Source organism: Comamonas granuli NBRC 101663 (genome assembly GCF_000739995.1).
GTDB lineage: Bacteria > Pseudomonadota > Gammaproteobacteria > Burkholderiales > Burkholderiaceae_C > Simplicispira > Simplicispira granuli.
In genome coordinates, this window is record NZ_BBJX01000005.1 from 229,207 (window position 1) to 244,327 (window position 15,121).

General features: G+C 70.8%; 10 protein-coding genes and 6 tRNA genes. 12 read left to right on the forward strand and 4 right to left on the reverse strand.

Annotated features, from left to right (window positions below; translation table 11 throughout):
• The first annotated feature begins 16 nt into the window (after positions 1-16).
• From CGR01S_RS06630 to CGR01S_RS06680, 11 genes are all read left to right on the forward strand, one after another.
• Complete coding sequence (locus CGR01S_RS06630; RefSeq protein WP_042424120.1) at positions 17-862, forward strand: SPOR domain-containing protein; 846 nt, start codon at positions 17-19, stop codon at positions 860-862.
• Between the two features lie 13 nt (positions 863-875).
• On the forward strand, positions 876-1,367 hold the full coding sequence (locus tag CGR01S_RS06635) for a CvpA family protein (RefSeq protein ID WP_042424639.1): 492 nt from the start codon (positions 876-878) through the stop codon (positions 1,365-1,367).
• Positions 1,368-1,395: 28 nt separating this feature from the next.
• Positions 1,396-2,910: an amidophosphoribosyltransferase gene (gene purF, locus CGR01S_RS06640; RefSeq protein WP_042424121.1), complete on the forward strand. Its 1,515-nt coding sequence runs from the start codon at positions 1,396-1,398 to the stop codon at positions 2,908-2,910.
• A gap of 137 nt (positions 2,911-3,047) precedes the next feature.
• Positions 3,048-4,262, forward strand: a complete 1,215-nt coding sequence (locus CGR01S_RS06645) for an O-succinylhomoserine sulfhydrylase (RefSeq protein WP_042424124.1) — start codon at positions 3,048-3,050, stop codon at positions 4,260-4,262.
• Positions 4,259-5,668, forward strand: coding sequence for a glutamate--tRNA ligase (gene gltX / locus CGR01S_RS06650; RefSeq protein WP_042424127.1), 1,410 nt, complete (start codon positions 4,259-4,261; stop codon positions 5,666-5,668). Before CGR01S_RS06645 ends, gltX begins: the two co-directional genes overlap by 4 nt.
• Positions 5,669-5,734: 66 nt before the next feature.
• Positions 5,735-5,810, forward strand: a tRNA-Ala gene (locus tag CGR01S_RS06655).
• A 22-nt stretch (positions 5,811-5,832) separates the two neighbouring features.
• Positions 5,833-5,908, forward strand: a tRNA-Glu gene (locus tag CGR01S_RS06660).
• Between the two features lie 47 nt (positions 5,909-5,955).
• A tRNA-Asp gene (locus tag CGR01S_RS06665) sits at positions 5,956-6,032 on the forward strand.
• Positions 6,033-6,048: 16 nt separating this feature from the next.
• Positions 6,049-6,124, forward strand: a tRNA-Ala gene (locus CGR01S_RS06670).
• A gap of 30 nt (positions 6,125-6,154) precedes the next feature.
• Positions 6,155-6,230, forward strand: a tRNA-Glu gene (locus tag CGR01S_RS06675).
• Between the two features lie 47 nt (positions 6,231-6,277).
• A tRNA-Asp gene (locus CGR01S_RS06680) sits at positions 6,278-6,354 on the forward strand.
• Positions 6,355-6,442: 88 nt separating this feature from the next.
• Here CGR01S_RS06680 and CGR01S_RS06685 read toward each other — a convergent pair.
• Genes CGR01S_RS06685 through CGR01S_RS06700 form a run of 4 tightly spaced genes read right to left on the reverse strand, consistent with a single transcriptional unit; the run spans position 6,443 to position 11,337 of the window.
• Positions 6,443-8,068, reverse strand: a complete 1,626-nt coding sequence (locus CGR01S_RS06685; RefSeq protein ID WP_042424129.1) for a DHA2 family efflux MFS transporter permease subunit — start codon at positions 8,066-8,068, stop codon at positions 6,443-6,445.
• Between the two features lie 3 nt (positions 8,069-8,071).
• A complete protein-coding gene (locus CGR01S_RS06690) occupies positions 8,072-9,313 on the reverse strand; it encodes an HlyD family secretion protein (protein ID WP_042424131.1) in 1,242 nt (413 codons plus the stop codon).
• A 55-nt stretch (positions 9,314-9,368) separates the two neighbouring features.
• Entirely contained in the window at positions 9,369-10,835 is a 1,467-nt protein-coding gene (locus CGR01S_RS06695; protein ID WP_042424132.1) for an efflux transporter outer membrane subunit, read from the reverse strand.
• Positions 10,836-10,860: 25 nt separating this feature from the next.
• Positions 10,861-11,337, reverse strand: a complete 477-nt coding sequence (locus CGR01S_RS06700; RefSeq protein ID WP_042424136.1) for a MarR family winged helix-turn-helix transcriptional regulator — start codon at positions 11,335-11,337, stop codon at positions 10,861-10,863.
• 238 nt (positions 11,338-11,575) lie between these two features.
• On the opposite strand from CGR01S_RS06700, the gene smc reads away from it, so the two are divergent.
• Positions 11,576-15,106, forward strand: a complete 3,531-nt coding sequence (gene smc, locus CGR01S_RS06705) for a chromosome segregation protein SMC (protein ID WP_042424139.1) — start codon at positions 11,576-11,578, stop codon at positions 15,104-15,106.
• The last annotated feature ends 15 nt before the right edge of the window (positions 15,107-15,121 follow it).

Below are 15,121 nucleotides of genomic sequence, written 5' to 3' on the forward strand. Positions count from 1 at the left end.
GGTTCCATTCAAGTCCATGGCTTTTTTCAAGTTACGCTGGCCCGGCCAGAAGGGGCAGGACAGCAAGGCCAAGGCGGGCCGCGCCGCGCGCGCGGCACCGGCCGAGAGCATCGAGGTCATGCGCCGGCGTGCGCGCCACCGGCTGATCGGCGCGGCCGTGCTGGTGCTGCTGGGCGTGGTGGGCTTTCCCGTGCTGTTCGACTCCCAGCCCCGGCCGATTCCGGTCGATATCCCCATCGAAATCCCCGACCGCGAGCGCGTGGCGCCCCTGCCGGCGTCTGCGGCCCCCGCACCGGCCGCCCAGGCCCCTGAGCCGGCACCGGCCGAGACCGTGGCGCACGCAGCCAGCACCGCGCGGGCAGCGCCCGCCGCCGCGTCCGCACCGGCGCCCGCACCCGCACCCGCACCCGCGCCCACACGCCCGGCTGCCGCGCCGGCCTTTGTGGCGGCTTCGGCCGCCGCGCCGCCGCGCGCCGACACCCGCCCTGCCGCCGAGCCGCGCGCTGCAGAGCCGCGCGCTGCAGAGCCGCGCAGTGCCGAGCCGGCGCGCCGCGATGCCGACGCCGAGGCTGCGCGCGCGCGCGCCCTGCTCGAAGGCCGCAGCGCCGACAAGCCCGCTGCCGCGCCGGCGGCCGGCCGCTACATCGTGCAGATCGGCGCCTACGCCGAAGTCGAGAAGGCGCGCGAGGTGCGCCTCAAGCTCGAACGCGCCGGCATCAAGACCTACACCCAGGTGGTCGAGACGCCCCAGGGCAAGCGCATCCGCGTGCGCGTGGGCCCCTTCGAGGGGCATGCCGAGGCCGACAAGACGGCGGCGCGCATCAAGGCGCTGAGCCTGCCCGTGTCCGTGCTGCAGCTCTGACGCGTGGCCCATGATGGCAACCCTGGACTGGATCTTCGCCGCCGTGCTGCTGGCCTCCATGCTGCTGGGGGCCTGGCGCGGCCTGGTCTACGAGGTGCTCTCGCTGCTGGCCTGGGTGGCCGCGTTCATGCTGGCCCAGTGGCTGGCCCTGGACGCCGCGGCGCTGCTGCCGCTGCAGGAACAGTCGGAGACGCTGCGCTACGCGGCCGGCTTCATCACCGTGTTCCTGGTCGCGGTGTTCGCCTGCAGCTTCGTGGCCTGGCTGGGCAAGAAACTGGCGCAGGCCCTGGGCCTGCGGCCCGTGGACCGTGTGCTGGGGGCCGTGTTCGGCGCCCTGCGCGGGGTGCTCGTGATTCTCGTGGCGGTGTTCGTCGCCGGGCTGACCCAACTGGACCGGGCGCCCTGGTGGCAGGAGGCGCGCAGCGCCGTCCTGCTCTCTGAATGGGTCAAGAACGACCTGCGGCCGCTGCTGCCGCAGGACCTGGGCAGTTATTGGCCCGCCTAGCGGGCCTTCTGGATGGAAAGCAACTCTTATGTGTGGAATCGTCGGCGTCGTCAGCCGCGCCCCTGTCAATCAACTGATTTATGACGCCCTGCTGCTGCTGCAGCACCGGGGCCAGGATGCCGCCGGCATCGTCACCCAGGAAGGGCGCAAGTTCTTCATGCACAAGGCCAAGGGCATGGTGCGCGACGTGTTCCGCACGCGCAACATGCGCGCGCTGCCCGGCAGCGTGGGCCTGGGCCAGGTGCGCTACCCGACGGCGGGCAACGCCGCCAGCGAGGAAGAGGCGCAGCCCTTCTACGTGAACGCGCCGTTCGGCATCGTCATGGTGCACAACGGCAACCTCACCAACGCGCGGCAGTTGCGCGCCGAGCTGGCCGACACCGACCACCGCCACACCAACACCGAGAGCGACTCCGAGGTGCTGCTCAACGTGCTGGCGCACGAGCTGGCGCGTGCTAGCAGCGGTGCGCCGCTGCGCAGCGCGGACGTGTTCGCCGCCGTGCGCGCCGTGCACGGGCGCATCAAGGGTTCGTATGCCGTGATCGCGCTGATCGCCGGCTACGGCCTGCTGGCCTTCCGCGACCCGTTCGGCATCCGCCCGCTGTGCATGGGCCATGGCAGCGACGGCAGCACCATGCTGGCGAGTGAGTCCGTGGCGCTGGAGGGCACGGGCCATGTGCTGGACCGCGACATCGCCCCGGGCGAGGCGGTGTTCGTGCACACCGACGGCCGCGTGGAGACGCAGCAGTGCGCCGAGCACGCGCAACTGCACCCCTGCATCTTCGAGTACGTGTACCTTGCGCGCCCCGATTCGGTGATGGACGGCATCTCGGTCTACCAGGCGCGCCTGAACATGGGCGAGACGCTGGCCAAGCGCGTCATCTCCACCGTGCCGCCGAACGAGATCGACGCCATCATCCCCATCCCCGAATCCAGCCGCCCCAGCGCCATGCAGCTTGCGCAGCTGCTGGGTATCCCGTACCGCGAGGGCTTCGTGAAGAACCGCTACGTGGGGCGCACCTTCATCATGCCGGGCCAGGGCGTGCGCAAGAAGTCCGTGCGCCAGAAGCTCAACGCCATCAGCAGCGAGTTCAAGGGCCGGCGCGTGCTGCTGGTGGACGACTCCATCGTGCGCGGCACCACCTCCAAGGAGATCGTGCAGATGGCGCGCGACGCCGGCGCCACCAAGGTGTACCTCGCCTCGGCCGCCCCGCCGGTGCGCTACCCCAACGTCTACGGCATCGACATGCCCACGCGCTCCGAGCTCATCGCGCACGGCCGCACGGTCGAGGAGATCCGCGAGTGGATCGGCGCCGATGCGCTGATCTACCAGGACGTGCAGGCCATGAAGCAGGCCGTGGGCAAGGTCAACCCGCAGGTGCAGGGCTTCGAGGCCTCGTGCTTCGACGGCGTCTACATCACGGGCGACATCTCCGAAGCGCAGGTCACCGCCCTGAACGAGGGCCGCAACCGCGGCGGCGAGGACGAGGCCGACACCTCGCGCCTGGCCCTGCCCAACACCTCGGATGCGCCGGACGCCTGAACCGGGCGGCGGCGCTGTACCTTGGCAAAAAAGTGAGCACCTCGCGCTTGTCCAGATTGGTTTTCAACATAAAAATCATCTGAAATCCTCTGTTTTCAAGCGCCACCAGCTATCGTTTTTGAATTGAAAGCCGCACCGTGACCGAACCGACCCTGCCCCCGGGCCTGCACCCCGACACGCTCGCCGTGCGCGAGGCCGTCGCACGCAGCCAATGGGGCGAACACAGCGAGGCGCTGTACCTCACCAGCAGCTTCGTGCAGAGCGACAGCGCCAGCGCCGCGCGGCGCTTTGCCAACCAGGAAGAGGGCTACACCTACAGCCGCACGGGCAACCCCACGGTCACCAGCTTCGAGCGCCGCCTGGCCGCCATGGAAGGCACGGAATGCGCCGTGGCCACCACCACCGGCATGGCGGCCATCCTGCTCGTGGCGCTGACCATGCTCAAGGCGGGCGACCACGTGGTGTGCTCGCAATCCATGTTCGGCTCCACCATCCGGCTGCTGGGCACCGAGATGGCGCGCTTCGGCGTGGAGACCAGCTTCGTGGCGCAGACCGACGTGGCCGCCTGGCAGGCCGCCATGCGCCCCAACACCAGGCTGCTGTTCGCCGAGACGCCGACCAACCCGCTCACCGACCTGTGCGACATCGCCGCGCTCGCCGACCTGGCGCACCGCCATGGCGCGCTGCTGGCCGTGGACAACAGCTTCGCCTCGCCCGTGCTGCAGCGCCCGGCGCAGTTCGGCGCCGACCTGGTCGTGCACTCCGGCACCAAGCTGCTCGACGGCCAGGGCCGCGTCATGGCCGGGGCCGTGTGCGGCTCGCTGGCCCTGGTGGACAAGGTCATGGGCACCTTTCTGCGCAGCGGCGGGCTCAACCTCGCGCCGTTCAACGCCTGGGTGGTGCTCAAGGGCCTGGAGACCCTGGCCCTGCGCGTGAACGCGCAAAGCGCCGCGGCGCTGGAGCTGGCGCGCTGGCTGGAGGCCCACCCCAAGGTGGCGCGCGTGTACTACCCCGGCCTGCCCAGCCACCCCCAGCACCAGCTCGCCATGCGCCAGCAAAACGGCCTGGGCGGCCCGGTGCTGTCCTTCGACGTGGCGGGGCAGGGCGCCGAGGCCCTGCGCGCCCATGCCTTCCACGTCATCGACAGCACGCGCGTGTGCTCCATCACCGCCAACCTGGGCGACGTCAAGACCACCATCACCCATCCGGCCAGCACCTCGCACGGCCGCCTCACGGAAGAACAGCGCCAGGCGGCTGGCATCGGCCAGGGCCTGGTGCGCGTCTCCGTGGGCCTCGAACACCTGGGCGACCTGCAGACCGACCTCGCCCGCGGACTGGATACCCTGCCATGACCACCACGACCACCAAAGTACGCACCCGATTCGCCCCTTCGCCCACGGGCTTCATCCACCTGGGCAACATCCGCTCGGCGCTCTACCCCTGGGCCTTTGCGCGTGCCCACGGCGGCGACTTCATCCTGCGCATCGAGGACACCGACCAGGAGCGCTCCACCCAGGCGGCCGTGGACGTCATCCTCGAAGGCATGGCCTGGCTGCAGCTCGACATCGACGAAGGCCCGTACTACCAGATGCAGCGCATGGACCGCTACAAGGCCGTGCTGGCGCAGTTGCAGGCGAGCGGCCATGTCTACCCTTGCTACATGAGCGTGCAGGAGCTCGACGCGCTGCGCGAGCGCCAGACCGCGAACAAGGAAAAGCCCCGCTACGACGGCACCTGGCGCCCCGAACCCGGCAAGCAGTTGCCGCCCGTGCCCGCCGGCGTGCAGCCCGTGCTGCGTTTCAAGACGCCCCAGGGCGGCGTGGTCGGCTGGGACGACCAGTGCAAGGGCCGCATCGAGTTCCAGAACAGCGAGCTCGACGACCTGGTGATCGCCCGCCCCGACGGCACGCCCACCTACAACTTCTGCGTCTGCGTGGACGACATGGACATGGGCATCACCCACGTCATCCGCGGCGACGACCACGTGAACAACACGCCGCGCCAGATCCACATCTTCGAGGCCCTGGGGGCCCAGGTGCCCGTGTTTGCCCACCTGCCCACGGTGCTCAACGAGCAGGGCGAGAAGATGAGCAAGCGCCACGGCGCCAAGCCCGTGACCTGGTACCGCGACGCGGGCTACCTGCCCGACGCCATGGTCAACTACCTCGCGCGCCTGGGCTGGAGCCACGGGGACGACGAAATCTTCAGCCGCGCGCAATTCCTGCAGTGGTTCGACCTCGACCACCTGGGCCGCAGCGCCGGCCAGTTCGACGAGGCCAAGCTGCGCTGGGTCAACGCCCAGCACCTCAAGGCCCTGGACGATGCAGCCCTGGCCGCGCTGGTCACGCCCTTCGTGGTCCAGGCCGGCGTGCCGGCCGCCGACCTCGACGCGCGCCTGCCGCGCCTGTGCGCGCTGTTCAAGGACCGCTGCGACACCCTGGTCGACCTGGCCGCCTGGATCCGCCTGTTCTACGTGGACGCCATCGAGCGCAACGCCGCCGACCTGGCGCAGCACGTGACGCCCGCGGCCGAGCCCCTGCTGGAGGCCTTTGCCAGCGCCATCGCCACGGTGCAGTGGAGCAAGGAGGCCATTGCCGCCACGCTCAAGGACGTGCTCAAGGCGCAGGGCGCCAAGATGCCGCAACTGGCCATGCCCGTGCGCGTGCTCACGCTCGGGACGGCGCACACGCCCTCGGTCGATGCGGTACTGGAACTGCTCGGACGCGAAAAAATCCTCGCACGTTTGAAAACACGCTGAAAATCTGTCTATAATGCGAGGCTCAGGTGATGACGGCAGTGAAGTGATTCACAGCCCGAATCCAAGGGGGGTATAGCTCAGCTGGGAGAGCGCTTGCATGGCATGCAAGAGGTCAGCGGTTCGATCCCGCTTACCTCCACCAACCTGAATACAATCTAGGTTTTGACCCTATCGTCTAGAGGCCTAGGACACTACCCTTTCACGGTAGGTACCGGGGTTCGAATCCCCGTAGGGTCGCCAAGTTTTGTCGCACTTGACTCGCAAGAGTGTAAAAGCGGCACCGACGCGGAGTGGTAGTTCAGTCGGTTAGAATACCGGCCTGTCACGCCGGGGGTCGCGGGTTCGAGTCCCGTCCACTCCGCCATTTGTTTGCTAGGTTTGGGGGTATAGCTCAGCTGGGAGAGCGCTTGCATGGCATGCAAGAGGTCATCGGTTCGATCCCGTTTACCTCCACCAAAACAGTCGGTTGTTTTTCGTCCAGGTTTTGACCCTATCGTCTAGAGGCCTAGGACACTACCCTTTCACGGTAGGTACCGGGGTTCGAATCCCCGTAGGGTCGCCAAGTTTTGTCGCACTTGACTCGCAAGAGTGTAAAAGCGGCACCGACGCGGAGTGGTAGTTCAGTCGGTTAGAATACCGGCCTGTCACGCCGGGGGTCGCGGGTTCGAGTCCCGTCCACTCCGCCAACCATCAAAAGCCCTGTGAATCATTGATTCACAGGGCTTTTTCTTTGGGCGCGCTGCACTGGCGGGCAGCGCAGATGCGCCGCAGCGCTCAGTGCGCGCCGCCCGCATCCGCCGCGCCCTGGCCGGACGCGGGCTGCGGGCGGCGCGTGAGCCAGATGAGCCCGATCAGCAGCAGGAAGATGTACGCCGAGGCCAGGAAGATGTCGTCCGCCGCGCGCGTGTAGGCCTGCTGGTCGATCAGGCGGTTGATCTGCGCCAGCGCCTGGGCCTGGCTCAGGCCCGTGGCCGTGAGCATGTCCAGGGTGTGCGCAAAAACGCCCTGGCCCTGCACCAGGCCTTCGGTCAGGCGTGCGTGGTGCAGGGCGGCGCGGCTCTCCCACAGGGTGGTGGCGATGGACGTGCCCATGGCCCCGGCCGTGATGCGCACGAAGTTGGACAGGCCCGCGGCCGACGGGATGCGCGTGTGCGGCAGGCCCGAGAGCGTGATGGTCGTCAGGGGAATGAAGAAGAAGGCCATGGCCGCGCCCTGGATGACGGTGGGCACCATGATGTGCACGAAGTCCGTCTGCGTGGTGAACTGCGAACGCATCCACAGCACCAGGCTGAACACGATGAAGGCCCCCGTGGCCATGCGGCGCGGGTCCCACTGGCCGACCTTGCGCCCCACCAGCGGCGTGAGCACGATGGCGAGCACCCCCACGGGCGCCAGCGCCATGCCGGCGCTGGTGGCGGTGTAGCCCAGCCACTGCTGCAGCCACAGCGGCAGCAGCACCACGTTGCCGAAAAACAGGGCGTAGGCCACCGACAGCGCGAGCACGCCAAACGCGAAATTGCGCTGGCCGAACAGCCGCAGGTCCACCACGGGGTGCGCGTCCGTCAGCTCCCAGACCAGGAACACGGCAAAGCCCACCACCGCGACGATGGCCAGGGCCGTGATCTCGCCCGAGGCGAACCAGTCCAGCTCCTTGCCCTTGTCGAGCATGAGCTGCAGCGCACCCACCCACAGCACCAGCAGCGACAGGCCCACGCTGTCGATGGGGAGCTTGCGCACCGGCGTCTCGCGCCGCCGGTAGATGCCCCAGGTGAGCGCCGCGGCGAGCAGGCCCACGGGCACGTTGATGTAGAAGATCCAGGGCCAGGAGATGTTGTCCGTGATCCAGCCGCCCAGCAGCGGCCCGACCACGGGCGCGACCAGCGTGGTCACGCCCCACAGCGCCAGGGCCGTGCCCGCGAGCGCGGGCGGGTAGCTCGCCAGCAGCAGGGTTTGCGACAGCGGGATCATGGGCCCGGCGACCAGGCCCTGCAGCACGCGGAAGAACACCAGCGCCTCCAGCGAGGAGGCAAAGCCGCACAGCCAGGAGGTGAGCACGAACAGCAGCACGCTGACGGTGAACAGGCGCACCGCGCCGAAGCGCTGCGTGAGCCAGCCCGTGAGCGGCACCGAGATGGCGTTGGCCACGCCGAAGCTGGTGATGACCCAGGTGCCCTGCGCCGGGCTCACGCCCAGGTCGCCCGCGATGGCGGGAATGGAGACGTTGGCGATGGACGAGTCCAGCACGTTCATGAACGTGGCCAGCGACAGCGACAGCGTGCCCAGCAGCAGCGCCGTGCCCTGCAGCGGCGGGTGCGCCGCCGGGGCCGGCGGCGGGGTGCGCGGCGCGGCCGGCGCCGGTGCGGCGCCGTCGCGCGGGGGGAGGGAGGCGGCGGAGCCCATGCGTCAGCGGACCGTGGCCGGGGCGCCGGCGCGTGGCTGCGCCGCCTTGCGCCCGAGGTGGGCGGCGATGATCTGGCGCACCTGGGCGTCGGCGGCCTGCAGTTGTGCGTCGTACACCGTGGTGGAGGCCACGGGCGCGCTGCGCGGGGCGTCGGCCAGGGCCTTGCCGCTGGTGTCGCGCACGTCCACCTCGGCGAGCATGGACAGGCCCACGCGCAGCGGGTGCGCGGCCACTTCGTCCGCGTCCAGGGCGATGCGCACGGGCACGCGCTGCACGACCTTGATCCAGTTGCCCGTGGCGTTCTGCGCGGGCAGCAGGGCGAAGGCGGCGCCCGTGCCCGCGCCCAGGCCGGTCACGGTGCCGTGGTAGCGCACCTTGTCGCCGTACACGTCGGCCGTCAGCACGGCGCTCTGGCCGATGCGCAGGCGCTGGAGCTGGCTTTCCTTGAAGTTGGCGTCCACCCACAGCTCGGCCAGCGGCACGACGGTCATCACCGGCGCGCCAGCGGGCACGCGCTGGCCCAGCTGCACGCCGCGCTTGGCCACGTAGCCGTCGATGGGGGCGAGCAATTGCGCGCGCCCTGCGGCCAGGAAGGCCTCGCGCACGCGCGCGGCGGCGCGCTGCACGCTGGGGTGCTGCTCCACGCTCAGGCCCTCGGTCTGCGTCTGGCTGGCGGCCCACTGCTCCTGCGCCGCGAGCACGGCCGACTGCGCGGCGGCCACGCTGCTGCGCGCCGCAGCGAGCTGGCTGCTGGCGTGCTGGAATTCCTCCTTGCCCACGGCGCCGCTGGCCGTCAGCGGGGCGCGGCGGTCCACGTCGTCCTGCAGGCGCGCCTGCTCGGCCTGGGCGCGGGCCAGTTCCGCTTTGCGCAAGGCCACCTGGGCCTGCAGCGCCGTGCTGTTGGCGTAGAGCTGGCGCACCTCGCGCACGGTCTGTGCGAGCTGCGCCTCGGCCTGCTCCAGCGCCACGCGCGCATCGGCCGGATCGAGCTGTACCAGCACCTGGCCGCGCTGCACGCGGTCCGTGTCGTCGGCGCCGATGGCCACCACGGTACCGCCCACCTGGGGCGTGATCTGCACCACATTGCCGGCGACGTAGGCGTTGTCCGTGGTTTCGTAGTGGCGCGCGTGCATCCAGTGCCAGCCGCCCCAGCCGGCGCCGGCCAGGGCCACGGCCAGGGCGATCAGGGTCAGGCCGCGGCGGCGCGCGCTGCTGGCGGCATGGGAGGTCAGGGGTTCGCTCATGGCGGGGTCTTTCGCAATGGGATCGTGAGGGGTGTTCGGCCTGCGGGTGCGGAGCTCACTGGGGCGCTGCGGCCAGGGCGGCGGTGTCGTCCTGCCAGCCACCGCCCAGGGCCTTCATCAGGGCCACGTGCGTGTCGAGCCGGCGCGCCTGCAGGTCCACGGCCTGGCGGCGCTGGGCGAGCACCTGGCTTTCCGCCGCCAGCACGCTGAGGTAGCTGCCCAGGCCCGCGCGGTAGCGTTCCTGCGCCAGGCGCCAGGCCTGCTCGGCACCGGCCGCGGCCTGGTCCTGCTGCGCCTGCTGGCGCGTGAGCGACTGCAGCGACGCGATGGCGTCGCCCGCTTCGCGCGCGGCGTCGAGCACCGCGCCGTTGTACTGGGCGATGGCGGCGTCCAGCTCGGCCTGGCGGCTGCCGAGCTGGGCGCGCAGGCGCCCGCCGTCGAACAGCGGCAGGCGCAGCGCCGGGGCCACGCCGAACTGGCGCGAGCCCGCCTGGAACAGCCGGTCCAGCCCGAGCGCATTCAGGCCCACGAAGGCCACGAGGTTGATGTTCGGGTAGAACTCGCCACGCGCGGCGGCCACGCCCTGCGTCGCCGCCTCGATGCGCCAGCGCGCGGCCACCACGTCGGGGCGGCGGCCCAGCAGGTCGGCGCCCAGTTGCGGCGGCACCGGCAGGGCCTGCAGACGCGCCAGCGCCGGATCAAGGGCGGCCAGGGCGGAAGGCGCCTGGCCGCTGAGCGTGGCGAGCTGGCGGCGTGCCAGCGTGATCTGCTCGTCCAGCGCCTCGATCTGCGCGCGGGCATCGGGCACGGCGGCCTGCGCCTGGGCGAGCTCGACCTGGCTGTCCAGCCCCGCCTGCACGCGCTCGCGCGTGAGGGCCCATTGCTCCTGGCGCTGGGCGTGGGCGCGCTCGGCCACGGCCCGCTGGGCCTGCAGGCGGGCCAGCCCCACGTAGCCGCGCGCCACCTGCGCGGCCAGCAGGTTGGCGGCGGCCGCGGCGTCGGCCTGCGCTGCGCGCGCCTGGCCCAGCGCCGCCTCCAGTTCGGCCGCGTGCTGGCCGAAGAAGTCGGGCGCCCAGGCCAGCGTGGCCTGCAGGTTGCCCGTGGAATAGACATGGCCCGCCACGGGCGCCGGGATCAGCCCCTGCGCGGTGTAGTGCTGGCGCGCCAGGTCCGCGCCCAGCGTGGCCTGCGGGCCATTGGCGGCCTCGCGCACCTGGCTCAGCGCCACGGCCTGGGCCAGGCGCGCACGCGCCACGGCCAGGCTGGGGTTGCCCTGCAGGGCCTGTTCGATGAGGGTGTCGAGCGTGGGGTCGCCAAGCTGGCGCCACCACTGCGCCGGGGCCAGGGCTTGCTGCGGTGGGGCGCTGGCCAGGCCCGCGGCCTGGGCGGTGGTGGCGGCCAGGGGCTCATGGGCCGGGCCGGGGCTGGCGCAGGCGGCCAGCAGCCAGGCGCCGGCCAGCGCCGTGGTCTGCAGCCGCCAGCGCCGGGCGCGTGCCGCCAAGGGGTTGCCTGTGGGTGTCATGGTGCAAGAAGGTGAAAGAGCGGAATCAGGCGCTGCCGTTGGCCAGCATGCGGCGCAGCAGGCGCAGGAGCAGTTGCCATTCCTCGTGGGTGAAATCGCTCAGGTGGGCGTTGAGCACGCTGGCCAGCACGGGCGGCACCTGCGCCGCCATGGCCTGTCCGGCCGGGGTGAGGGCCAGTTGCACCACGCGGCGGTCGTGCGTGGCGCGCTCGCGCCGCACCAGGCCCTTGGCCTCCAGGCGGTCGAGCACGCGGGTCATGGCCGCGGGGTCGGTTTCGAGCTCGCGCGCCAGGCCGGCCACGGTGGTGGAGGTCTGGCACAGCGAGAGCTTGAACAGCGGCAGCCACTGGGTGTAGGTCAGGCCGTGCGCCGCCAGCCCGGCATCGACCTGCGAGCGGATGGACGTAATGACCTTGCGCATGAGGTAGCCCACGCTGTCCTCGGGAGCGAGGTGGGTGGCGTCGTAGAACGGCGGGGCAGGGGGCGGGGGCGTACCGGACATGGCGCGGATTTTAATTGTCTAGTCAATGATTGTCTAGACAATCATTTTGCGGCCGCAGCAGGGCTCTACTTCGGTTTTGATAGCTTGTCGCGCTTGGCTGGCAAGCCCTGGAGCCGTTTTTTGCACCTGAATGCAGAGTTCGCGGCAGGCGGTGCCCCGGGGCGGGCAGGCACGGTATCATTTGCGGCTGTCCTGCCCTGGGCCGCCCTGCCGCGCGCCGCCACCCACTGCCAGCCCCGTGCGACTCAATTCGATCAAGCTCTCCGGCTTCAAGTCCTTCGCCGAACCCACCAACTTCATGCTCCCCGGCCAACTGGTGGGCGTGGTGGGGCCCAATGGCTGCGGCAAGTCCAACATCATGGACGCCGTGCGCTGGGTGCTGGGCGAGAGCAAGGCCAGCGAGCTGCGCGGCGAGAGCATGCAGGACGTGATCTTCAACGGCACGACCAGCCGCAAGCCCGCCAGCCGGGCGAGCGTGGAGCTCACCTTCGACAACGGCGACCACCGCGCGGGCGGCCAGTGGAGCCAGTTTGCCGAGGTCGCCGTCAAGCGCGTGCTCACGCGCGACGGCAACAGCAGCTACTACATCAACAACCAGCCCGTGCGCCGGCGCGACGTGCAGGACGTGTTCCTGGGCACGGGCCTGGGGCCGCGCGCCTACGCCATCATCGGCCAGGGCACGATCAGCCGCATCATCGAATCGCGCCCCGAGGAACTGCGCCTGTTCCTGGAGGAAGCGGCGGGCGTCTCCAAGTACAAGGAGCGCCGGCGCGAGACGGAAAACCGCCTGCACGACACGCGCGAGAACCTCACGCGCGTGGAGGACATCCTGCGCGAGCTGAACGCCAACCTCGACAAGCTCGAAAAGCAGGCCGAGGTGGCCGCGCGCTACAACGCGCTGCAGGCCGACGTCACGCTGCGCCAGCACCAGTTGTGGTACCTCAAGCGTGCCGACGCCGAAGCCGATCAGGCCCGTGTGCGCGCCGAGGGCCTGCAGGCCGTCAACGACCTGGAGGCGCGCATGGCCGACCTGCGCCATGTCGAGGCCGAGCTCGAGACCGTGCGCCAGGCGCACTACGCCGCGGGCGACGCCGTCAACCAGGCGCAGGGCCAGCTCTACGAGGCCACGGCCGAGGTCGGCAAGCTCGAGGCCGAGATCCGCTACGTCGTCGAAGGGCGCCAGCGCGTGGAGCAGCGCCTGGCACAACTGGCCGAGCAGATCGCCCAGTGGGCCGCGCGCAAGCAGGAGGCGGCCGCCGAGATGGAGAGCCTCGAAGGCGCGGGCCTGGACGCCGAGGAGCAGGCCGAGATCCTCGCCGCGCAGGTGCAGGAGCAGGAGCTGCGCCTGCCCGACCTCGAAGAAGCCCTGCGCCAGGCGCAGGCGCGTGCCAGCGAGCAGCGCGCCGCCGTGGTGCAGGTGCAGCAGCAGATCCAGGTGCTTGCCGCCGAGCAGCGCAGCATGGACGAGCAGACGCGCCAGCAGGAGGCGCGCAGCGAGCGCCTGCGCCTGGACCAGGGCGCCCTGGCCATGCCCGACGAGGCGCGCCTGCAGCAGTTGCAGGAGCAGCTCGCCGCGGCCAGCGAGGCCGCCGAAATGGCCGAGGCCGTGCTGTTCGAGCTGCAGGAGACCGTGCCCCGGCTCGATGAGGAGCGCCGCCAGCGCCAGCAGGCCGTCAACGACGAGCGCGCGCGCCAGGCCGACCTGTCGGCGCGCATGGAGGCGCTCAAGGCGCTGCAGGACAAGGTCAAGGTCTCGGGCAAGCTCCAGCCCTGGCTGGCACGGCACGGGCTCGACGGCCTGCAGGGCCTGTGGACGCGCATCCACGTCGAGCAGGGCTGGGAGAACGCCCTGGAGGCCGCGCTGCGCGAGCGCATGGGCGCCCTCGAGGTGGGTCGCCTGGACCTGGTGCGCGGCTTCCTCGGCAGCAGCGCGCAGGACGCGCCGCCCGCCCGCCTGGCCTTCTACAGCAAGGCCGCCGCCACCGCCGCGCCCGAGCCCGCGGCGCGCCTGCCGCGCCTGTCCGGCCTGCTGCGCGTGGGCGACGAAGGCCTGCGCGCCCTGCTGCTGGACTGGCTGCAGGGCTGCTACACCGCCCCCAGCCTGGACGAGGCCCTGGCCCAGCGCAGCCAATTGCAGCCCGGCGAGACCATTTACGTGCCCAGCGGCCACGCCGTGGGCCTGCACAGCGTGGCCTTCTACGCGCAGGACTCCGAACAGGCGGGCCTGCTGGCGCGTGCGCAGGAGATCGAGCACCTGGACAAGGAGCTGCGCGCCCAGCAGCTCATCGGCGACGAGGCGCGCAGCGCCCTGCTCAAGGCCGAGGCGGCCTACCAGGACGCCTCCGCGCGCCTGGTGAGCGCGCGGCGCGAGGCCAGCGAGGCCCAGGGCCGCGCGCACGAGCTGCAGGTCGAGACCCTGCGCCTGGCGCAACTGGCCGAGCAGGCGCGCGTGCGCAGCCAGCAGATCGGCGCCGACCTGGACGAAGTGCACGCCCTGCTGGCCGAGCTGCAGGAGCGGCGCGTGGCGGCCGAGGCGCGCTTTGAAGAGCTGGACATGCAACTGGCCGACAGCCAGGAGCGCGAGGCGCAGCTGGGCGACCGCGTGATCGAGGCCGAGCGCCGCCTGCACGAATGCCGCGAGCAGCAGCGCCAGCTCGAGCGCCAGGCGCAGGAGGCGCAGTTCTCGCAGCGCAGCCTCACGGCGCGGCGCGCCGAGCTCGCGCGCACCCTGGAGACCGCCGACAGCCAGGCCCGCGCGCTGCAGGACGAGCAGCAGCGCGCGCACGAGGAGCAGTCGCGCCTGTCCGCCGCTGCCGCCCAGGGCGGCCTGCAGGACGCGCTGAACCTGAAGATGGAGCGCGAAAAGGCCCTGGGCGAGCGCCGCAGCCAGTACGACGGCCTCACCGCCCAACTGCGCGCCAGCGACGAGCGCCGCATGCAGCTCGAGCGCGCCCTCGAGCCGCTGCGCCAGCGCATCACCGAACTGCAGCTCAAGGAGCAGGCCGCGCGCCTGGGCCTGGAGCAGTACAGCCAGCTCCTGGAGGAGGCGCAGGCCGACCTCGAGGCCGTGGCCCAGTCCATCGCCGCCGGCCAGGTGCGCCTGCAGGGCCTGCAGGGCGAGATCGACCGCCTGCACCGCGAGATCGCCGCGCTGGGCGCGGTCAACCTCGCGGCGCTCGACGAGCTCGCCCTGGCGCGCGAGCGCAAGACCTTCCTGGACGCGCAGACCGAAGACCTCACGCTCGCCATGAACACCCTGGAGGCCGCGATCCAGAAGATCGACGCGGAGACGCGCCAGTTGCTTTCGGGCACCTTCGAGACCGTCAACGCGCACTTCGGCCGCATGTTCCCCGAGCTGTTCGGCGGCGGCCAGGCGCGGCTCATCATGACGGGCGAGGAAATCCTCGACTCCGGCGTGCAGGTCATGGCCCAGCCGCCGGGCAAGAAGAACCAGACCATCCACCTGCTCTCGGGCGGCGAGAAGGCGCTTACCGCCATCGCCCTGGTGTTCGCCATCTTCCAGCTCAACCCCGCGCCGTTCTGCCTGCTCGACGAGGTGGACGCGCCCCTGGACGATGCCAACACCGAGCGCTATGCCAAACTCGTCACGGCCATGAGCAAACAGGGCACCCAGTTCCTGTTCATCAGCCACAACAAGATCGCCATGGAAATGGCCGAACAACTCATCGGCGTGACCATGCAGGAACAGGGCGTCTCGCGCATCGTCGCGGTGGACATGGAGTCCGCCCTGTCCATGGCCGACGCCTGAACCTCCCACATACCA